The sequence below is a fragment of the Lacticaseibacillus zeae DSM 20178 = KCTC 3804 genome, from assembly GCF_000260435.1.
Lineage (GTDB): Bacteria > Bacillota > Bacilli > Lactobacillales > Lactobacillaceae > Lacticaseibacillus > Lacticaseibacillus zeae.
On record NZ_BACQ01000058.1, the window covers coordinates 1 to 21,169 of the forward strand.

Here is a 21,169-nt window from a genome sequence, read left to right on the forward strand (position 1 = left end):
ACCGGGCTGGTTCACGCTCTTCTTTTAAACGCGTTCACTGGCGCAGAAGCTTGCGTGTAAGGACCTTGGTCGCGATGGCCTAAGCCCGGGCCATCACGCCCAAGGCCACTTACACTCCAGCTTCTAACCGCGCCAGTTCACGCTCTGAAAAAAGTTAAGTCCCTGGGGAACAAGGCCTTTTAGGTCTCCCTAACTTAATCCTCTAATAGAATATGCCTTGAAGCTGATATCGTCAACCGTTTCATGAAAATAATTTGTATTTTCAGTGAACAAATTGTGATTAGTTAATTTAATAATGCTGCCTCAAGAATGCCGATTTATGGGCATTCCACGGCTTTTCCTTGCCCAGCTTGCTTTCAGAAAACTTTTTTCAAATTCACCGTGACCCCCTTTTAAAATTTGAAAAATGTGAAATTTTCCCTGCGTATTAAATCAGTTATACAAATTTATTGCATCAGGTTTAGGCATCCCATATGATAAGGATAGTAACAGAAAATTTATATCACGAAATGAGGAATTACGTATGGAAGAAGTTCCTGACGCGCAACCGCCCGCCACGGCGCACAGTATCAAGGATCTGCAGCAGCAGTTGCAGGTCCCATCCCTTGACCACGGTCTCTCCAAAGCTGAGGCCGCTGAACGTTTAAAAGTTAATGGTCCGAACGCCATTGAATCGCATCCGACGCCAAAATGGCTGATTTTTCTGCGACAGTTTAACAACCTGATCATTTATATTCTGATGATTGCCGCAATTTTGACCACGATTATTGGTGATGTCACCGATACTTCAGTCATTGTTTTAGTGATTATCGTCAACGCGATCATCGGCTACTATCAGGAAAGCAACGCCAGCGACTCGCTTGAGAAAATCAAAAAAATGCTGGCGCCTGAAGCCACTGTCTATCGGGACGGTGAGCGTCTCGACATCCCCAGTGCGGATTTAGTGGTTGGCGATGTTGTGTTCTTAGAAGCCGGCGACAATGTACCTGCCGACTTGCGCCTCGTTGATATCGACAACCTCACCATTCAAGAAGCCGTCTTGACCGGTGAGGCTAATTCTGTCATTAAGACCACTGCCACGCTGCCGGCTGATACGCCGCTTGCCGATCAAAGCAATATGGCTTTTGCTTCGACAGCCGTTGCAGGTGGTAGCGGCATCGGAATCGTGGTCGCCACTGGCCACGACACGGAATTCGGTAAAATTTCCCAAGCCGTCTCCGATGTTCGCAAGGGCCGCTCCCCGATGATGCGTGAAATTGATGGCATCGGGAAAGGCATTTCATATGCGATCATCGCCGCGGCGGTTCTGCTCTTCATTTTTGGCCTGATCATCGGCAAGTACAGTCTGCCTGTATTGGCACTCGCCATTGTCACGATGGTCGTTGGCTCGATGCCAGAAGGTTTACCGGCCACCACCTCTGTCATCTTGGCCATGGGCGTTTCCAACATGGCCAAAAAGCAGCACGTCATCGTCAAAACCTTACCAGCCGCCGAGACTTTGGGTTCCGTTGATGTCATCTGTACCGATAAGACCGGCACGCTGACCAAAAACGAAATGACCATTACCACCATTGTCACGCCAAAGGCCACCTATGAGGTCAGCGGTTCGGGTTACACGCCAAAAGGAAACTTTACACGTGCCGGCAAGCCGATTCAGCCGACCGCCCATCCGGATTTAATTGCTTTGCTGACGGCCGGTTTTGAAGCGAACGACACCGAGCTGCATCAAGAAGACGGCCGGTATGTGATCAACGGCGAGCCCACTGATGGCGCTTTTCTCACTGCCTATTACAAAGTCTTTAAAAAGGATCCGGACAACACCGAACGCGATTTAATGCCGTTTGATTCCAACAATCGCTATATGGCCAAGTTGGCAAAGTGTGCTGACGGGAAAACCCGCTTATTTGTCAAAGGATCGCCCGATAAGTTGCTGCCTTTGGTCGTAACTGCTCATCCGGATTTCGACACCGACTATTATTTAAAGTTAACCAGTCAATTCAGTGTTCAAGGCCAGCGTGTCATTGCCGTTGCCGAAAGCATCGTCGCGCCTGACACCACCGAGATCACCCCGGCTCTTTTAGAACAAGGGCTTGATTTTCTGGGGCTCACCGCGATCATTGATCCGCCGCGTGAATCGGTCATCTCCGCGATCAAACAAATGCGGCGTGCTGGCGTTAAAGTCAAAATGATTACCGGCGATCATCCAGAAACGGCGCTGGCAATTGCACAGAAACTGGACATGGCCGATTCTCCGAAAGCCATCACCGGCGCCCAGTTAGCCGCACTATCAGATGACCAACGGCAACAGGCCATTCTGGACACCGATGTTTTTGCCCGAACCACGCCAAAGGACAAGCTGACGATTGTGACCGCCTTGCAGGATGCCGGGAACGTCACTGCCATGGTTGGCGACGGTGTCAATGATGCACCGGCCCTCAAAAAGTCAGATGTCGGCGTCGCCATGGGGCAATCCGGAACCGATGTCGCCAAAGATGCGGCCGACATGGTTTTGACCGATGATCGCTTTGCCCGCATGGAAACGGCGATTGCTCAAGGCCGCCGGATTTACCAAAATATCAAGAAAAGTATTTTGTTCCTGCTGCCGACATCATTTGCGGAAGGCTTAGTGATCGTATTCACCATTCTGACGCAACAAGCCATGCCATTGCGTGCCAGTCAACTATTGTGGATTAACATGGTCAGCGCCATTACCATTCAATTTGCTTTCATCTTCGAACCCGCCGAAGCCGGTACCATGGATCGGCCGCCGCGAAAGAAAAACGCTTCGATGATGCACAAGCACGATGTTTTCCAGATTGCGTACGTGGCGATGATGATAGCTGGAATCGGCTTGTGGGCCTTTGATTGGTTGACGGCCAACCATTTGACCGACCGCGTAACTGCCAGCACAATGATGGTCAACATGATTGTCTTAGGTAAAATCTTTTACCTTTTCAACATCCGCACAAACACCTTGGCACTTTCCAAGAACTTCTTTAGTAATCCCATGGCGTTTGTCATCATCGCGGTCATGCTGGCTCTGCAGTGCTTCTTGACTTACGTACCGTTTATGCAGGATATTTTTCAGACCGCACCTATGTCTTGGCGTGAATGGGGGTTGGCAGTTGCGGCCGGGTCTATCATCCTGATCGTCACGGAAATCGATAAAATCATTCGCATCCGGTGGGACAGGCTGCACGGACACGGTACCTTCCCTTCTGTTTCCAAAACCAATGAATAATGTTCGGATGCCCTAAACTTTTTCTTTTCTTTTTGCGATAACAATGGTAATAATATAAGTAAGGTTTCCCTAACAAACCTTATGCGTATTCATAAAACCCGCCAAGTTGGTTAATTATCCCCCGACTTGGCGGGTTTTTTGAGTGCTTTTTTCTTTTCAGTACCAGTGACGAGGTTGAGCACATCCGCATCGTGTCACCAAAAAATATTTCAGGCAATCCTAAATTCGGTCTTTTAAATAAAAATACAGCTGGTATACTGTAAGTGAAAAGAAGAGGAGCTGATCGTTTTGAAATTGTACCAAGGTCTCACGCAAGTCCAAATTAACGAAGAATTTGCTGGTGAAGCAAGTGGCTATAAGATTACCACGACCCTTGATAAACCGCTGAACTACGAGCCAACGATTTTGTATCAGTATTTGGATACCGTTTTAAGGCCAGGCAGTCGGCATGACCAAAATAATTTGCGTTATGTGACTGACCCAGCGTTCATCGGGGAAAATTTCGATTATCAAAGCGTTCCTTTCACCTCGCATATGACTGATTTCGATGAAAAAATGGCATTTGCACGCAAACTGGTTGCCGACCTCAACCGTCATTTGTCAGTTAACATTAAACCGGCCGACGCGGAAATCGAGTTGGTTTTTGTTGACTGAAGCAACCGCGTTACCTCCTTTCCTAGTCGCATCACGGCTTCTCTCCTGATCACTGCGGCTAAGTCATTCAGTCAAGCAGCTTAGTTGCAACAAAACGCCGCCTAACTTTTTCGGGTTAGGCGGCGTTTTGTTCATACAAGTATGAAAATGTTTTTAAGTCTAGATCCTATATTACGTAAAGCCGGCTTTCCTGCGCAGGGATGTTACCCTCGTGACAGGAAGCCGTCTTTATCGTCTTATTGCGCTTTTGCGACCGTTTTCGGCAACGTCAACGCCAGTAACAAGCCGATGAGTCCCACACCGGCAAAGACAGCAAAGGTGACAACGAACCCGCCAGCATTGCTGTGCAGCGTCGTTTGCATGTTAGCCAGCAGGACCGTTGCAAACATGACGCCGGCCGAACCGAACAGCTGCCGGGCGGTCGTGGTGACGGCGGTGCCATCTGCCACCAAGTCATTCGGCAAGGCGTTTGCACCAGCGGTCACTGATGGCATCATCACAAATGCATTACCCGCTTCCGTCGCCATCGCCAACACGATCGCGCCAATTAGTGGTAGGTGATGGGCAAAAATAGCCAGCAAACCAAAGCCGCCGGTAATCAGAACCATCCCGATCATCGCAACCAATCGCGGCCCAAAGCGATCAAGTAACCGACCGCTAACCGGGTTAAGCAGACTCAGTAAAACTGCCGCCGGAACCAAAGACAGTCCTGAAACCAGTGGCGATAAGCCTAACAGCGTCTGAAAGTACAGCGGCATTAAAATCGTCGTGACAATTAACCCGATATAGGAAATGCCGGTTAAGAATACCGCTTTGGTAAACATACCGGTCGCAAACACCCGCATTTGCAGCATCGGTGGCTGGCGATTCAACTGCCGAACCACGAAAATACCGGCCGCTAAAACGCCTAGAATCAGTAGGCCAACAACTCCGGCATGCAAGCCTTGCTTTGACCAAGCGCTCAAGGCGTATAGCAAAATTGGAAAACTGGCAGACAAAATAAACGAAACCCAGTCCAATCGAGTTGGCGCCATCGGCATCACCGAAGCAATCGTCACCGTCGAAACTGCCAGCACCAACAGCGACACGATCAGGAAGAATAAAAACAGTGCCTGCCATGGAAACCAAGTCAGCAGTACCCCGGAAATAATCGGGCCGACTGCCAACGCTGAGCCCATTACCAAGCCGGCGGTGCCCATCACTTTGCCCCGTTCCGAATGCGGTGTAATCGTCAACAAGACCGTCTGGAAGCTAGGAAAAATAATCCCGACGGCAACTGCTTCAAGCAACCGGCCAATCATCAAAACGGTAAAGTTCGGCGCCCAGATACAAAGCCCGGTCCCGATTGCAAAGATCAGTTCGATCGCCTGAAATAACCGTTGAAACGGAACGTTATGCAAAAGCCACGGACTGACCGGAATCATCAATGTCATCACCAGCATAAAACCGGTTGTCAGCCACGCGACCGTATCCGCGCCTAAGCCAAATGCTTTCATAAACGCCGGATACGCGGTACTCAAAGAAGACTGCGAAATTGACATCGAGAACGTTCCTGTCAGCAATGTTGCCACAAACGCACCGCGATGTCTTATCGTTGAAACACTCATAACATCATCGATTTCTATTTAGTATGGTTGGAGCCTCACATTTTCATGCCCATTTTTTCATAGGACTGCATACCGCCCATCCATAATTCAGATGGCTTGACGCCGCGTTCTTTTGCCAACGCCTTCATTAACGTATCCATGTCCATCAACTTGTATCCCTGTTTTGGTTTATTCGGATCAAACGTTTCGATTTGCGCCATCATGCCGCCATCTTCATGTTCGAGAATATGGCAGTGATACATATAAACCCCGGGCAAGTCAAACCGAACCAGTAGCCGAACCGTTTCACCCGGGTTAACGCCAATTGTATCTTTGTAGCCATGCTCATTCGGATAAGGTGCATGACCGTTACGTGACAGAACCAAAAATTGCGTGCCGTGCACATGGAACGGATGAACCATGCCAGGCGCCTCATTACTATTGGTGACATCCCAATACTGGGCCTTGCCAATCGGTTGAGTAGCGTCAATCCGCTGCATTTCAAATTTCTTGCCGTCAATGGCGACACTTTCATCCATCCCTTGCATAACCACATGCCGAATTGGCAAAGCAGGATCTACCGCCGGTGCATTCACGGTGAATAGCTTATCCGGCAACTGGGAGTGATCCGGCTTAAATGCATGAATCCGGAATTTTAATATTGGCACGTCATCCGTGAACAGGGTCACCTCGTCGCCTTCATGATACTGACCAAAATCAACGATGACCTCGTCTCGCTCGGCACACGTCATCATCAAATGAGTCAATGAAACTGGCTCTGGCAGCAACGAGCCATCCCCGCCAATCTGGGTAAAAGGCAGATCATCAGAAAAATGCAGACGCCATTCACGACGATTGGCACCGTTCAAAAAGCGTAACCGAACTTTTTGCGTCGTCACGTCAAAATAAGGATTAACCGTCCCGTTGATCATAACAGTCGGGCCGGCAACCCCATCAGGATCATAATCAGCACGGTAATCCCATTGATTATTCTCATGAAAGCGCCGATCCTGTAAAATAACCGGAATATCATCCACGCCATAGTTCCGTGGCAGTGGCAGACTCTCCTCATGGTCATCTTTGACAATGACCATCGCCGCTAGTCCATGCCATACCTGCTCCGCCGTTTCCGGGCACGGATGGGCGTGCAACCAAAGCGTTGTAGCTGGTTGATCCAGTGTGAAATCAATTTGCTTACTTTCACCTGGATAAACCGGCGCATGGCAGCCACCATCCACATAAGGACCACTCACATCGGCCCCATGCCAATGAAAGGTCGTCACTTCTGGCAACGCATTTTTCAACGTCACGTGAACGTGCTGACCACGGCGATAAACAATGGTCTGCCCCAACAAGCTGGCATTGTATCCCCACGTCTTGGTCTTGGGTCCCGGCAACAGTTGCGTCTCGCCCGCTTCTGCCGTGACTGTGTAATAAACATCAGTTGCCGTTTCTTTGTCAGGCTTCAACAAAGGCGGTACGTTCAAGGGTTTGGCTGGCGCATCGCTTACCTCAAGCGGCACATAGCCGCCATCGTGCAAGTCAAACGCCGGCTCATCAAAGAAATAGTCGGTATAGGTTTTCATCATCGGTCCCCCCTTAATTTGAATTTTAGCACTTTTTAGGGTTGCCATAAATACAATTTAGAATTAATCTAAACTAGGCGCGTATCCATCAGCGCCGTTTGGGGAACTTTTTTTGAAAAAGGAGGAAATGAACATGCAAACAATGTCAAAGTCAATGGGCTGGTTCATGCTGGCCCTCAATGTCGTGCTGCTGGTGCTAATTGCTACCATGCACAACATGGCTGCGATGTGGTTAATGGGTATTATCATGTCGCTTGATGCCATCTCGGGGTTAATCTCAGCCTATCACGCTGACCGCGAAACGCATCATCAAGGCCACGCTCCGCAACATTAATGTGCCCAACCAGCTGGCCGATTTCGGCCATCGATGAACCCCTCGATCAGTTATATATGTTGACACATACATATGTTAAATGTATCATGTGTTAGCAATCAAGATGAACAAGGGGGATGAGCATGCAGCCACTTTCCATTACTGAAAAGCATGATATGACCGCAGCCATTCGGGTTGAATACTTCTCGACGGCTTGGATGGCTTTTGAATTCATCATCGGGTTATGGTCAGGTCTTCAAGCCGGTTCGATTCTATTAATCGCGTTTGGGCTAGATAGTTTTCTTGAAATCATTTCGGGAGCAACCTTAATCTGGCGACTTAAAAAAGAAAACAGCGGTGCACCCGCGGCAGTTGTAGCCGCGGCTGAACGGCGCTCGAGTCTTGTGGTCGGCAGCGTTTTGCTACTGCTGAGTCTTTATGTAGTCGGTGTTTCCGGCTTCAACCTTGTGACCCATGCTGCCGCTGAAAGCAGCTTTAGCGGGATTGGAATTGCCATTGCCTCTGTGTTGCTAATGCCGATTCTGACGTTGAAAAAACGCCATCTTGGCCAAAAGCTGGCTTCTGCAGCATTAGTCGAAGACGGCATGTGCAACATCACCTGTGCGTATATGGCCGCTACGGTTTTGCTTGGCAGTTTGTTAACTTGGCTGCTTAATTGGTGGTGGGCTGATTCAGTGGCTGCCTTGATTCTGGTTTACTTTGTTGCGACTGAAGGTTGGGAAAGCCTACAAACGGGATTAGACCGTGATTGAATTCATGGTTCATTACCACCTCGAATCAAAATGACCTTAAAGTAACATGCCTTGAATGTTAAGACATCTTGCTTTAAGGTCGTTTTATATTCAAAAAACAATCCGCGAAACCCATTTCAGAAAAGAGCGATGACATTTATGACTGCCAACTCGTTAAAATTAGTCGAATCAGCTAAGCTTGCCGAAGCCGAACATATTTTTAAGCTGCTGAGCAACCCGATCCGACTACAGATGTTGAAGTTACTCGAACAGCAGGAACTCAACGTCAGCAAGCTTGGCGACTTATTGGGGCTCGAACAATCGATCGTCTCCCATCAGCTGGCACTCCTGCGTAAGCATCAGCTGGTCAGCGCCAAACGAGTGGGCAAGGCGAATTACTACCGCTTGGACGATCCTCACATTATCACGGTGATCGACGCCATGCTCGCCCACGCCGACCACGTCGCCCGTGGTAAACGACATGGTGAGTAACAACACGCGTAGCAAGGCCCCCTTATGCCAACTAAACAGCGCCACCCGCAGATTCCTTTACGAAAATCCGCGAGCAGCGCTGTTTTTGATGTGAATCCGGCCAATTACTAGCCGACTTCACACATGAGCATGTCTCTGTACTTTATCAAAGGCTTCGAGCACTACCCCGCCAAGCCATCGTGGATCTTGTCGAGATTCCACTTCATCATCGTATAATACGTGTCGCCTTGCTTGCCTTTAGCCGCAAGGGAGTCGGTGAAGATCTTGGAATAGATCGAAAGTCCGGTTTCTTTAGCTACCTTGTTCATCGACTTCGGTGATACCGATGTTTCGACGAATAAATGTTTAACTTCTGACGACCGGATCTTAGCCAAAACCGTTTGCATTTGCTCTGGCGTCCCTTGAGCTTCGGTGTTGATTTCCCAAATGTAGGCCGGAGTCACGTGATAAGCCTTGGAGAAGTACTTAAAAGCACCTTCTGATGTTACCAAAACGCGTTGTTTTTCCGGAATGTCTAGGAACCGTGATTGCGCCGTTTTATGCAGCTTTTGTAACTTGGCAACATACTGATCACTGTTCTTCTGATAGTAATCAGCATTCTTGGCATCTTTTTCCTTAAGCACCTTGGTGATAGTCTTAACGTATTGAATTCCGTTAGCCAAATCCAGCCACGCGTGCGGATCTTCTTCCTTGACGTTGGTTGTCAAATGCTCCGGCGTAACCCCGGCACTTGCGGAAAAGACGTCCTTACCAAAAGCTTTGTGTGAGGTTTTGACTAGTTTCTTGAACCAGCCATTGCCACCGGTTTCGAGATTCAAGCCATTGTGGAAAACAAGATTGGCTTCGCTTGTCGCCGCCACATCGGTCGGTCGCGGTTCGTATTCATGCGGATCGGTACCGCGCTTCACAATACTATAAAGTTTGATCCGCTCGCCGCCGACATTTTGCACCATATCTTCAAGAATCGAGTTGGTGGTTACGACGCGTAATTTTTGCCCGGTACTGGCTGCATCTTTTTGTGCGTTGCTGCGACTGTTGACGAACCAAAACACGCCACCGATCATGACAATTAACGCCCCAACTGTGATTAAAATCTTTTTCATCGAACAATCTCCTCCGCTGTCTGAGTTGTCGCAGCTTCCTTGGTCCGCTGACGCTTGCTAAAACTAAAGAATGCCTGCTTCGGCGAGAAAATAAATGAGATAGCGAATAGGACGGCCGCTACGAGCACGATGGCCGGACCGGATGCCCAGTTTAAGGTAAAGCTGAAGTATAGGCCGGTGATGGATGAGATCACACCCACACTGGCTGCCATGATGAGCATGGTTTCGAGACGGTCGGTCCACAAGAAGGCCGTTGCTGCTGGAGTGATCAGCATCGCAACCACCAGAATGATCCCGACTGTCTGCAAGGCTGAAACTGTCACCAAAGTCAAAACAAGCATCAAGGCATAGTGAATGGCCGTGGTGTTTAACCCATACGTCTTGGCGAAGGTATTATCGAAGGACGTGATCAACAGTTCCTTATAGAACAGAACCACGAACAGGACGACGATGCCTAAGACGATCGCGGTGGTCATGATGTCGCTATCGCTAACCGCCAAAATGTTACCGAACAGAATGTGGTGTAAATTCGTGGCGCTTTCTGCCATTGAAATCAAAATGAATCCTAAGGCATAAAACGCACTGAACACAACGCCGATCGAGGTGTCGGTTTTAATCTTGCTGTTAGCGGCTACAAAACCGATTAATAAGGCGGCAATAATCCCAAACACCGACGCGCCGATCATCACGTTGACGCCCAGCATATAGGCAACCGCCACACCCGGCAGCACCGCATGGGAGATCGCATCGCCCATCAACGACATGCCGCGTAGAATAATGAAGCTACCGATCAATCCGGACATGATACCGACCATAATCGCGGTTACTAATGCGCTTTGCAGAAAGTCATACTTGCCTAACGCGTTAAAAAATTCAATCAATGAGTTCATGCGCTCGCCCCCTCCTTAGTTGCAAACAATACATTGGAAAGGTCCGCCGAGAATGCCCGTTCAATATTCCGGGCCGTATAAACTTCTTCAACCGGTCCTTCAGCAATAATGCCGTGGTTCATGACGACAAGTTCGTCAAAATAATTCGATACCTTATTCAGATCGTGATGCACGACAATTAATGTTTTACCGGCATCCCGCCACTGGTTCAGAATCGTCATGATCTCTTGCTCACTTTTCATGTCAATACCGACAAATGGTTCGTCGAGAATCATGATGTCAGCTTGCTGGACGATCGCCCGTGCAACAAAGACCCGCTGTAGCTGGCCACCGGACAACTGACTGATTTGACGTTTGGTAAATTCCTCCAATCCCACTTGTTCAAGCGCATCATAGGCTGCCTGACGTTCTTTTTTTCCGGGACTTTTCAATAAACCCAAGCGCCCATACGTCCCGGTCAGCACCAGATCCAGAACATTAATCGGAAATGTCAGATCCAGATCTTTACGCTGTTCAACATAAGCAATGGCTTGCTGGACTTCTTTGAGTGTTTTGCCAGAAAAGTCCACTGTTCCTGATTGGACCTTGATCAAGCCCAGTATGGCTTTGATCAAGGTCGATTTACCTGCTCCGTTAGGCCCAATGATCCCGGTGATCTTGCCTGCGTTAAAATGAACGGCAACATCAGCAAACACCGGTGTGTCAGCGTAGGCAACGGTCAGGTTCTTGACTGTTAACATAAGAACCTCCAATTTTAGGGTGACCTAATTTGCTTTCATCCTTAGCTTACAGAAAACCGTGCCTACTGACAAGTGTTTTTTAAGGCGTACTTAAAAAATATTGGTAACCCATTTAAAGTTATAACTCGTTAACCAAATTTCTTCGTGATGACCGCTAATTAAGCTAAATTAATAAGCAATGAAATCGAATACATAAATTCATCACTATTAGCCATAAAAAAAAGGCCCATGAGCAATCTCATTGATTGTTCATAGGACTGTGTTTATGGATATGTTATTTTAAACATTTTCACGGCTCAATGTCTCGCTAAAAGCAATGAATCTTTTCAGCGGTACGCCACTACTACCAACTAGCTTTGCGGACACCCGGAATCTGTCCTTTGTGTGCCAGCTCGCGAAAGTTGAGTCGGGAAAGACCGAATTTACGCATATACGCATGTGGTCGGCCATCCAATGCATCACGATGGTGTAATCGAACCGGACTCGAATCACGCGGCAATTTGCTAAGTCCGATGTAATCACCTTTTGCTTTGAGTTCCGCACGCTTCGCCGCATACTGTTGAACTAATTTTTCCTGGCGCTTGGCCTTGGCAATCTTTGATTTTTTTGCCATTCGCTTACCTCTTTCTGTTATGAAGTGACCACACTGTCATTGTTGGTTTCGCAAATTGACAGGCGTATACTTCCTTTTATCGATTCTTTTGTTGTTTGCGTTTCGCCTCATGCAAAATCTTCAAGGCGCGCTTACGGGTTTTGATGTTTGGGCTTTTCATACGCCGCCGTGCACTCGCCAAATCGGTTTTTTCCAAAATTTTTCAGCTCCTTTTAATCGTAATCATTACGCTTAAACGACGGATTTAACCTTATCATGCCGGCCTTTTTGCTGTCAATGAAATTTTGGCGGCAATTGTTTTCGGATTAGAATTTAAAAATTTTGCTTGTCAATTTGCTCCGCTTGCTTTATGGTTTAAAGCGTAATGATTACGTTTTGGAAGGAAGCGGGTATTTATGATGAAGCGATTACTTGCAGGTATCAGTGTCGTACTGCTAGCCATTTTCGGCGTAGCATGCGGTAATAATGGTGCCGCAAAGCAATCCAGCACTAGCAACAGCAAAATTCAGGTTGTTGCCAGCGTCGATTTTTATGGTGAGGTCGCCAAAGCGGTTGGCGGTAATAAAGTTTCGGTTCAGTCGATTATCGACAATCCGGCCGTGGATCCGCACGATTATGAACCAACTACTAAAGTCGGCAAGTCAGTTGCAAAATCTGACTTAGTGGTTGCCAGCGGTATCGGCTATGACGGCTGGATGGACAAAGTCGTCAAGTCCGAAAACAAGTCGAAAAATTACTTAAAAGTTGCTGACGATCTGATGGGCAAAAAGGAAGGCGACAACGAACATATCTGGTATGATCCGCGAACCATGCCGAAGTTGGCTAATGCCTTAGCCGACAAGTTCGCCAAGAAGGACCCGGCTGACAAGGCTAAGTTCAAAGCCAACGCGAAGAAGTATATCGCTTCCTTGGATGATCTCAACGCTTTAATCAACAAACTAAAGGCTAATGCAAATGGCAAACTCGTTGACGTTTCCGAACCAGTCTTCGGCTATGCCTTGGATTACATGGGTTATAAAGTCAACGATGAACACTTCTCCAAGTCTACTGAAGACGGTACCGATTACAGTGCCAAGGATATCCACGGTATCGAAACCGACATTAAAGAAAAGAAGATTGCCTTCTTCGTTAATAACATCCAGGCATCTTCGAAGACCGTGACGCGTTTGGTCAAACTAGCCGAACAAAACAATGTGCCGGTCTTAAAGGTTACCGAAACGCTGCCAAAAGGTAAAAACTACCGCACTTGGATGACAAGCCAATATGAGCAGCTTGAAAAAATCCAGGATCAGTCATCATCCAGCGCCACTTCGGTAAGCAAATAACCTCTTTCTGGCCACGAGGGTTTGCCACACTTTTTCTCCTTTACTTTTAATTTCGGCAAGACACATCCCCTGTCGAATTCGTCAATCGCTTAGCTTTGATTACATGACAAACCATAGCTCCGGGTCAAAAGCACCGGACAACCCCGGCCAGAAGGAAAGCACGCCAGAAATGGCGTGCTTTTTTGTGTGAGCGTGAGTCGGCGCGTTTAGGGTCGGAGTGTAAGCGGCCTCAGGCGCGATGACCCGGGCTTGGTCATTGCGACTGAGGTCCTTACACGCAGACCCCTGCGCCGGCGAACGCGTTATAGAAGCCAACACCTCCCTTCCGCCGCCTTCCACCCAAAATCGACAGTGTTACAATGAAATTGACTTACGAACAAGAAAGGAAGATGACCATGGCAAATGTCATGATTCTAGGCGCCCACGGACAAATTGCAACATTGGTACGCCAGCGCCTGTTGAAAGAAACTCAGCATCATCTTAACTTGTTTCTGCGTCACGCTGAGCGGCTGCAAAACGTTAATGACCAGCGGGAAACCGTTGTTGACGGAGATGTCACCGACACTCCCCTTCTGACAAAAGCCATGAACGGCAGTGATCTTGTCTATGCCAATCTAGGCAACAAAGGCATTGAAAACCAAGCCAAGTCAGTGGTCCAAGCCATGGATGCCAACAACATTAAACGGTTAATCTGGATTTCAACGCTGGGCATTTATGATGAAGTTCCCGGTGCATTTGGCCGCTGGAATCACAAAATGTTAGACGGTGGCTATCTGGAAACTTATGCGGCGGCCGCTAAAGTCATTGAGACGTCTGATTTAGCTTATACGATTATCCGTCCGGCATGGCTGTCCAACAAAAATATCGTGAGCTACGAGATCACCCAAAAAGGTGAGCCGTTCAAGGGAACAGAGGTTTCACGCCGCAGCATCGCGGATCTAGTCGTCAATTTAATCAACGATCCTAGCCAGCACATTGGTCAATCACTTGGGGTTGACCAACCGAATACGCAAGGTGACAAACCTTCCTTCTATTGAAACCCGTTCTTTGCCAATTAAAAAAGATTTCACCGGAAGCCCGCTCAGTAGGTAGCAACTTTTTAAGAGGACTCGGCGAATTTTTTTATATTATTAATTCCATAAACCGCGATCTGATATAAATAAATTGGAATCTAATTTTTAAGAGGGAATGTATCTATGCAAATTCAAAACCGCATCCGAAAGTATACGTCGAGTTGGTTACTGTTAACGCTGCTGCTTGCAAGTCTAACGTTCTTGTTCAGCCCGCTAATCAGCCCGCCGACCGTCGTTGATGCGGGAAAGAATGTCCCGGTTTCTGGTTTAAATCGCAATGATGCAACGATTACCGACATTAATCAAAAAGATGTGCCCCATACAGTGCGTCTTTCACGAGGCCAGCTTTATTACTTAACGTACCATTGGCAAATTTCCGATGGGGTCACCGTTAATGCCGGCGACACTGCCGAATTTTCACTGCCATCATCGGTGTTGCCGCAATCCGACATTAGCTTCAAAATATTAAACCCCGGCACCCAGGAAACGATTGGCAATGTTTTTGTTAAAGCAGGCAGCTCCCAAGGGCTTATCACCTTTACCGACTTTTTCAGCCAAAAGACGGTCAAACGCGAAGGCACCTTAAAACTCCAAGTCAATGGCCGCTTTAACGATCCCGATCACCAGCAGGTTAGCTGGTATATCAATAAAGCCGGCTGGGTGGTGACGCCGCCTAAGGGTAATCATGCAGCGAATTCGAATCAATATGTCGATTCACTGGGCAGACCAAAACTCTTTCAATGGCAAATCACGTTAAACCCTCAAGGCAAAACTATCCACGATGTTGTCCTGCATGATACTTTGGATGCAGGTCAGACATTTGATACTTCGCATGCATTGACCGCAGCCACTGGCACATACAGTCAGAACGCCTTTCATCAAAATGGTACGATTAAAGTTACTCCTCAAGTAAACAATCGGGAAATGACGATCCCCTTAGGCACCATTACCACAGCCGTTGAAGTCAGCTTATGGACCAATCCGCTTTCAACCAGTTTTGGAAGTTTTAGCGGTGACAAGAACACCTGGAACAATCAGGTCACGGCAACAGGCTCGCAAGATAGCGGGTTGAATCCAACTGCCAAGGGTAAAATCACTTGGAATAACACTGGTGTTGGTATTGGCTCAGTCAGTCAGGTGAAGCTAACTAAAGTAGGTGCGACAAGACCGCAGCAACCATTAAAAGGGGAAACTTTTGCACTTTACCGCAATGATGGCAAACTTGTTAAAAACGGGCTGACGACTGACAAGAATGGCAGCTTATCAATTTCTCAGCTACTGGCTGGTCAGTATCAGTTTCTCGAAACCAAAGCACTCGCTGGCTACCGCCTCAACCGACAGCCAATTAAATTCACTTTGACCAAAGATCATCCGCGGGTGGCCATCAAGTCAGCGGATATGCCGATAACACCTGCTTCATCATCAAATTCATCGAGCACTTCCAGTTCGTCTGCATCATCAGCTAAGCCATCTTCTAAAGCATCGAGCAGCTCTAAGCCATCAAAACCTTCGTCTGAAGCCTCAAGAAGTTCAAAACCATCGGAGCCCTCGTCTAAGGCATCCAGCAGTTCAGAACCTTCATCTAAAGCACCGAGCAGCAGTCCCAAGCCATCTGAGTCGTCATCTCAGGCATCGAGCAGCGTCAAACCGTCGAAACCATCCTCAAGCACCAAGCCGTCTAACCCGCCGTCAACGTCATCAAGCGCGCAGTCGTCTGCATCTTCCTCAAGCCATCAGGTTGCCTCTTCTAAATCGAGTTCGTCAGTTCCTGAATCAGCTTCCAGTACTGGGTCAAGTGATTCATCAGCAAGTCTTAAGCCATCAATGGGCGCTTCTTCATCAGCCCCTACTAGAGAATCCGCCAGTTCGACCTCTGAAAGTCATACGTCTCAGCCAGCCAAATCTGCAGTAACTTCTTCGGTAGCCAGTTCCGATACAGCTTTGCCAACGGACTCAGACACGAACACGCAATCCGGGCAAGACGATCCCTCAACTGAAACAATTAATCCCCACAGCAAGCACGCCTCCAAGCGATGGATGATCCTACCCAATACAGGTGAACGCCTTGTAAGCGCCCTGTCCACTGCGATCGGCATCGTGTTAACTGTAGTCGGTAGCGTTCTGTTCTTTAAGAATCATCGATAAACATCAATTCAAACGCTTTTACTGAAAAGAATAGGCCAAATCAAGGGCTTATTCTTTTTCTCGTCTTTAGAACAAAACCGCGGTCATCCTTGATTCGATTATGGATCCCTCAAGACTGACAGCTGATCAAACGAATATTTTACTTGCGTCTATAGCCCTCAATACGCTACGCTTATGCTCGTAACGATTACGGTTAAAGGGGTTTTACGAATGATGAAACGAGTATTGACAGTCATCAGTCTACTATTATTGTCGGTTGTGGCGGGCGCTTGTGGCACAACCGCTAAGCAGTCCGGTGACAATGATAAAATTCAAGTCGTCGCTTCTGTTGATTTTTATGGTGAAGTCGCCAAAGCTGTCGGCGGCAAACAAGTGCAAGTCACTTCGATTATTGACAACCCGGCAATTGATCCCCACGATTATGAACCAACCACCCAAGTCGGCAAGCAGATAGCGACTGCCAATGTGGTGATTGCTAATGGCATCGGCTACGACGGCTGGATGACCAAATTGATCAAGTCCGAGAACAAGTCTAAACAGTCTTTACGGGTCGCGGAAGATATCATGGGTAAACATGAAGGCGACAATGAGCACATCTGGTACGATCCGCGAACCATGCCGAAACTCGCAAACGCGCTAGCTGCCAGATTTGCAAAACAGAATCCAGACAAAAAGGCGACGTTTAAAGCTAACGCCAAGCACTATATTGCTTCACTCGGTAAACTCAATGACCTGATCGGAAAACTTAGGCAAAACGCCAAAGGCAAGAAAGTAGATGTTTCCGAACCGGTCTTCGGTTATGCGCTCGATTACCTCGGCTATCAGATTAACAACCGCCACTTTGCCCAGGCGACTGAAGAAGGTACCGATTATAGCGCTAAAGATATTCATAGCGTCGAAGAAGACATTAAGACAAAGAAAATTGCCTTTTTCGTTAACAATAGTCAAGCCAGTTCTAAAGTTGTCGATAGTTTCATTAAACTCGCAAAAGAAAATAAGGTTCCGGTTCTTAATGTCACCGAAACCTTACCTAAAGGCAAAAACTATCGCAGCTGGATGCTCAGTCAGTATCAGCAGTTAGAAAAGATTCAAAACCAAACAGCTGCTAAGTAATTTTGACCGCCAATCGCTCCGATTTCGCTGTTTATTTTAGGAACTTTTCTTGGTCGCTTGTGAAACATTGTAACATCTGCAATCTTTTCGTAAACTTTTTGCAATGAATGCGTTTTCATTTGCCCTAGACCGATTGAATTTCTTTGACATAGCTCCTACAATGTAGTTGTAAACAGGAGCAACCAAAGGGGAGATGTTTCTAATGTCACTGATCAAGCATACTTTTAAACGCGTTGAGCATCTGATCGCCACACCACGCGATCCCCACGAAGAAGAACAAGCCCATTTGCAGGCTGACTTGTTCTACACAAATCTCAGTAGCCTACAACCAAAAACAAATGCAAGATTTTGATTGATGGTTACCACGGTTCTGGCTGTCTCGACGTTGGTTGAGGCGGCTTTTTTTTATGCGCAAAAGTTGCACACTTAAGCTCCGGACAATGTCAATCCTGTTACCATTGCCAGTATCCCTAGCAGCACACTACTCAGACCATAAAGTGCTGCCAATCGCCATTGACGATTCCTCAGCAAAATAAACGTGTCCGTCGTGAAAGTTGAAAATGTTGTAAATCCACCACAAAAGCCAGTCAATAAAAATAGTCGGAAATTCGACAATACTGGCAATCCCGCCAGAAGGCCAGCTAAAAATGCACCCAAAACATTAATCAACAACGTAGCAAATGGCTTACCCGGCCATAAAGTTCGTCCCAACACGGTCAACCCGTAGCGACACACTGCTCCCAATCCTGTTCCGATCCCAATCAGTATTACCATAAAGCGCCATGATCCTCTCCAACTGTGAATTTGGCGACTAGCACGCCTCCCGCTACAGCTAGCATCCCTCCCAGAAGATTCACACTTAGCATCAAGATAGCCGCAAGCATATTCGTTCTGATCAGACTTACGAAGTCCAACATAAGCGTGGAAAATGTTGTGAACCCCCCGATCAAGCCTGTTCCAATCGCTAACAGTAACCATTCAGGCAAATCAAACTTCAAGTCCAATCCATAAGTGGTTACTGCCAACAAAAAGCTTCCTAGTAAATTCACGATCGTCGTTCCCATCATAGTTGCTTGATCTGTTGTTACTGCGCTAATCCAGTAACGCAAAACGCCACCGAAAAAACCGCCAACAAAAATACCTACCAGCCAGCCAAACCGTACTTGTTCTCGCTGTATCATAAACTGTTCATTCTCCTTTTCGTGCGTCTCCTGCCAGCCATACATAAAAAGACACCCACCCTGTCATATATCCCAAGGTAGGTGTCATCAACTAAACGTATAGGCGAACACCATCGTCATTCAATCCAAAAAAATTATAGCAAACTTTTCTCCACGAAAAAACCCGCATTCACCTGAACACGGGTTTTTCATTTTGCCATGTACATCGGATTCATGTTTCCAATGGCCGTGGTTTACGTTGTGCGTTGTTCCGCTCGTTGCGGCAGAATTGATTGAATTGGGAGTGAATCAAATGACAACGCTCTCTAAAGCCTTTTTTGAGTAGCTGCGTGAACACCTTAGACGATGTTGTTGTGACCCCAAAGATGGTCATACTTAAATCCGGTTAGGTTTTCAACTTGCGCTTTAACCTTCGGATCAACATCGGACATCTTACCACCGGCCTTCAGACGATCGATTTCGTCACGCAGAACCTTGTGACTTTCACGATCCAATTTGAAGAAGTAAGAAGTGACAAATGCCAAGAGCAGCATGAGAGCGGTACCAAGCAGCATCCATAAGATCAAACCGTTTAACGCACCTGCACTTTGGCTTTTGGCTGATTCATTGAAGCCAAATGCTGATAGCACAATCCCGGTTAAGAACGGTGCCAGTGCAGAAGTGGTCTTGCGAGCAAACGTCATGATGCCGGCAAAAATACCTTCGCGCCGTTGTTTGGTGACCATTTCATCCACATCAGGAAGAAGGTGTAAACCGTCCACGGAACATAACCGGTACCAGAGTTTGAAATGCCCCACGTAACCTGAAGTGCGTACAAGGTCATGATGCCCCAGCTGGTACCTGCAGCCGAACCATAATAAAGACCGGCATAGCAAGCAACCGTAAAGAACATCATTAAGTACATAATCCGCAATAACTTAGACGGGCCAAGTTTGCTCATGATCTTCGGCCAGAACAGGTTACATGGAATACCGATGATCGAACCAACTGTCAGGATGTTCGAAGCTTCGGTTGGGTTACTCTGCATCGCATAAACAATGTAGAAGACATAAGTCGCACCCACAATATCGCGGGCGGTAAATGAACTAAGATAAATAACTAAGTGAAGCGCAAAGGACTTGATTCGGAAAACCGAACCCATATCTTTAATCATGTTCCAAAGCGATACCAACGGATTTTCGCCTTTGTTGCGGCTTTCTTCGATGATCGCTTTACGTTCTTCAGGCGTACCGTCAGTTTCCCGCTCGAAAGTGGAGAAGTAGGTTAAGCCGATCGCAAGAATAAAGATGATGGCTAGGACAATACCAAGCGTTAAGAACGCGTTGGGATTGTTTTTACCCATAATAGCAAAGATCCGACCTGGCAACCATGATGCAAGGAACGTTGCAAGCGCTGACCAAAGCATCCGGGAACTGGACAAACGAGCTTTCATATCGTAATCATCTGTCATTTCAGCAGCTAAGGTCTCATAAGGAATCATGACCAGCGCTGTGAATGCTTCCATGAGCAGATAGGTAAACAGATAATACCAGAAGCCCATATGTGAAACCCAGATGACAACGTAGATAAACATTAACGGAATGGAGATCAGCAGGAAGAAGCGTCTGCGTCCAAATCTCCGTCCCATTTTAGTTGCGCCAAAATGATCGGTTAAATACCCCATCAATGGACTAATTAATGAGTCAGCTACACGAGCAATGGCAAGAATCGTACCACCAAGGACTGGTGACAAGCCACCAAAGGATGTGTAGAAGAAAAGCATCCACGTTGAGGCAACCGTTAGCGCCCCATTACCAAATAAATCTGCGGCACCGTAACCAATAACATTACGCCACCGGACTTTCCTCTTCACGATGAAAGACCTCCCTGTTTGATTAACAACAAATATGAATCCGAATCCGCTTTTCGTAAACGTTTACAAAAATGAGATTAACATCGTTTTCGTAAAACCGCTACCAAAATTAGGAGATTTTAGTAAAAGAGGCGCGATTGCTATTGATATGTCCCAAAACTGGAACAAATCTACAGGGTCCGTTCATTTTGAGCCATCTGTCTTCATATTTGTTTAACAATGACGACTAGCAAAAAATCGATACCACTTACTCACTAATAGCCATCTGTCCAATCGGCAAGGTTTATAATCCCTGCCGCGAAAACTTGTGAAACATGCGGCAAGTGCTTCTTAAAACATAGACCTTTTTACTAGAGTGACCCGGAATTTACCGGTATCGACCATTGTTTCGAAGTTTCTCTTCACGCTGTTCGTCAAAAAAAGCGCCTGTTTTGGTCGCGTATTTTCACTTTGGGACAATGAAATACTAAGTTTGGAACAAATACACATTTCGCCAATCCTACTATTCTC

Annotated in this window: 21 protein-coding genes; 10 read left to right on the forward strand and 11 right to left on the reverse strand. The window is 47.2% G+C overall.

Features of this window, described 5'->3' with window-relative positions:
* The first annotated feature begins 523 nt into the window (after window positions 1-523).
* Together GSO_RS11715 and GSO_RS11720 are read left to right on the forward strand one after the other, a co-directional pair.
* Window positions 524-3,241: an HAD-IC family P-type ATPase gene (locus GSO_RS11715; RefSeq protein WP_010492423.1), complete on the forward strand. Its 2,718-nt coding sequence runs from the start codon at window positions 524-526 to the stop codon at window positions 3,239-3,241.
* 288 nt (window positions 3,242-3,529) lie between these two features.
* On the forward strand, window positions 3,530-3,895 hold the full coding sequence (locus GSO_RS11720; RefSeq protein ID WP_010492426.1) for a hypothetical protein: 366 nt from the start codon (window positions 3,530-3,532) through the stop codon (window positions 3,893-3,895).
* A gap of 236 nt (window positions 3,896-4,131) precedes the next feature.
* Here GSO_RS11720 and GSO_RS11725 read toward each other — a convergent pair whose 3' ends face one another.
* On the reverse strand, window positions 4,132-5,502 hold the full coding sequence (locus tag GSO_RS11725; protein ID WP_029345597.1) for an MFS transporter: 1,371 nt from the start codon (window positions 5,500-5,502) through the stop codon (window positions 4,132-4,134).
* 35 nt (window positions 5,503-5,537) lie between these two features.
* Window positions 5,538-7,067, reverse strand: a complete 1,530-nt coding sequence (locus GSO_RS11730; protein WP_010492429.1) for a multicopper oxidase family protein — start codon at window positions 7,065-7,067, stop codon at window positions 5,538-5,540.
* A 133-nt stretch (window positions 7,068-7,200) separates the two neighbouring features.
* On the opposite strand from GSO_RS11730, the gene GSO_RS11735 reads away from it, so the two are divergent.
* From GSO_RS11735 to GSO_RS11745, 3 genes are all read left to right on the forward strand, one after another.
* On the forward strand, window positions 7,201-7,401 hold the full coding sequence (locus tag GSO_RS11735) for a hypothetical protein (protein ID WP_010492431.1): 201 nt from the start codon (window positions 7,201-7,203) through the stop codon (window positions 7,399-7,401).
* Between the two features lie 122 nt (window positions 7,402-7,523).
* On the forward strand, window positions 7,524-8,153 hold the full coding sequence (locus GSO_RS11740) for a cation efflux transmembrane domain-containing protein (RefSeq protein WP_010492434.1): 630 nt from the start codon (window positions 7,524-7,526) through the stop codon (window positions 8,151-8,153).
* A gap of 138 nt (window positions 8,154-8,291) precedes the next feature.
* Window positions 8,292-8,624, forward strand: coding sequence for an ArsR/SmtB family transcription factor (locus GSO_RS11745; protein WP_010492436.1), 333 nt, complete (start codon window positions 8,292-8,294; stop codon window positions 8,622-8,624).
* Between the two features lie 161 nt (window positions 8,625-8,785).
* Here GSO_RS11745 and GSO_RS11750 read toward each other — a convergent pair whose 3' ends face one another.
* The 5 genes from GSO_RS11750 to GSO_RS17880 all read right to left on the reverse strand — a co-directional run bounded on the left by GSO_RS11750 (window position 8,786) and on the right by GSO_RS17880 (window position 12,166).
* Window positions 8,786-9,727, reverse strand: coding sequence for a metal ABC transporter solute-binding protein, Zn/Mn family (locus GSO_RS11750; protein WP_010492438.1), 942 nt, complete (start codon window positions 9,725-9,727; stop codon window positions 8,786-8,788).
* The gene (locus GSO_RS11755; protein WP_010492441.1) at window positions 9,724-10,617 is read right to left on the reverse strand and encodes a metal ABC transporter permease; all 894 of its coding nucleotides are present in this window, start codon (window positions 10,615-10,617) and stop codon (window positions 9,724-9,726) included. The genes GSO_RS11750 and GSO_RS11755 overlap by 4 nt, the downstream gene beginning before the upstream one ends.
* Window positions 10,614-11,357, reverse strand: a complete 744-nt coding sequence (locus GSO_RS11760; RefSeq protein WP_010492443.1) for a metal ABC transporter ATP-binding protein — start codon at window positions 11,355-11,357, stop codon at window positions 10,614-10,616. Before GSO_RS11760 ends, GSO_RS11755 begins: the two co-directional genes overlap by 4 nt.
* A gap of 343 nt (window positions 11,358-11,700) precedes the next feature.
* Window positions 11,701-11,970: a 30S ribosomal protein S14 gene (gene rpsN, locus GSO_RS11765; protein WP_010492445.1), complete on the reverse strand. Its 270-nt coding sequence runs from the start codon at window positions 11,968-11,970 to the stop codon at window positions 11,701-11,703.
* 76 nt (window positions 11,971-12,046) lie between these two features.
* Window positions 12,047-12,166: a putative metal homeostasis protein gene (locus GSO_RS17880; protein ID WP_010492447.1), complete on the reverse strand. Its 120-nt coding sequence runs from the start codon at window positions 12,164-12,166 to the stop codon at window positions 12,047-12,049.
* 199 nt (window positions 12,167-12,365) lie between these two features.
* On the opposite strand from GSO_RS17880, the gene GSO_RS11775 reads away from it, so the two are divergent.
* The 5 genes from GSO_RS11775 (at window position 12,366) to GSO_RS18205 (ending at window position 17,978) form a co-directional block, all read left to right on the forward strand.
* The gene (locus GSO_RS11775) at window positions 12,366-13,295 is read left to right on the forward strand and encodes a metal ABC transporter solute-binding protein, Zn/Mn family (RefSeq protein ID WP_010492449.1); all 930 of its coding nucleotides are present in this window, start codon (window positions 12,366-12,368) and stop codon (window positions 13,293-13,295) included.
* Between the two features lie 395 nt (window positions 13,296-13,690).
* Window positions 13,691-14,332, forward strand: a complete 642-nt coding sequence (locus tag GSO_RS11785; protein WP_010492451.1) for an NAD(P)H-binding protein — start codon at window positions 13,691-13,693, stop codon at window positions 14,330-14,332.
* A gap of 159 nt (window positions 14,333-14,491) precedes the next feature.
* Window positions 14,492-16,513 (forward strand): SpaA isopeptide-forming pilin-related protein, encoded by a 2,022-nt coding sequence (locus GSO_RS11790; RefSeq protein WP_010492452.1) that lies wholly within the window; start codon window positions 14,492-14,494, stop codon window positions 16,511-16,513.
* A gap of 210 nt (window positions 16,514-16,723) precedes the next feature.
* Window positions 16,724-17,626 (forward strand): metal ABC transporter solute-binding protein, encoded by a 903-nt coding sequence (locus GSO_RS11795; protein WP_010492453.1) that lies wholly within the window; start codon window positions 16,724-16,726, stop codon window positions 17,624-17,626.
* A gap of 202 nt (window positions 17,627-17,828) precedes the next feature.
* A complete protein-coding gene (locus GSO_RS18205; RefSeq protein WP_010492454.1) occupies window positions 17,829-17,978 on the forward strand; it encodes a hypothetical protein in 150 nt (49 codons plus the stop codon).
* 74 nt (window positions 17,979-18,052) lie between these two features.
* On the opposite strand, the gene GSO_RS17085 is transcribed toward GSO_RS18205, so the two are convergent.
* The 4 genes from GSO_RS17085 to GSO_RS15990 all read right to left on the reverse strand — a co-directional run bounded on the left by GSO_RS17085 (window position 18,053) and on the right by GSO_RS15990 (window position 20,659).
* On the reverse strand, window positions 18,053-18,400 hold the full coding sequence (locus GSO_RS17085; RefSeq protein WP_010492455.1) for a fluoride efflux transporter FluC: 348 nt from the start codon (window positions 18,398-18,400) through the stop codon (window positions 18,053-18,055).
* Window positions 18,394-18,807, reverse strand: coding sequence for a fluoride efflux transporter FluC (locus tag GSO_RS11810; RefSeq protein ID WP_029345598.1), 414 nt, complete (start codon window positions 18,805-18,807; stop codon window positions 18,394-18,396). The genes GSO_RS17085 and GSO_RS11810 overlap by 7 nt, the downstream gene beginning before the upstream one ends.
* 338 nt (window positions 18,808-19,145) lie before the next feature.
* Window positions 19,146-19,532, reverse strand: a complete 387-nt coding sequence (locus GSO_RS18520) for an MFS transporter (RefSeq protein ID WP_268766193.1) — start codon at window positions 19,530-19,532, stop codon at window positions 19,146-19,148.
* Entirely contained in the window at window positions 19,487-20,659 is a 1,173-nt protein-coding gene (locus GSO_RS15990; RefSeq protein ID WP_268766194.1) for an MFS transporter, read from the reverse strand. The genes GSO_RS18520 and GSO_RS15990 overlap by 46 nt, the downstream gene beginning before the upstream one ends.
* Window positions 20,660-21,169 lie beyond the last annotated feature (510 nt).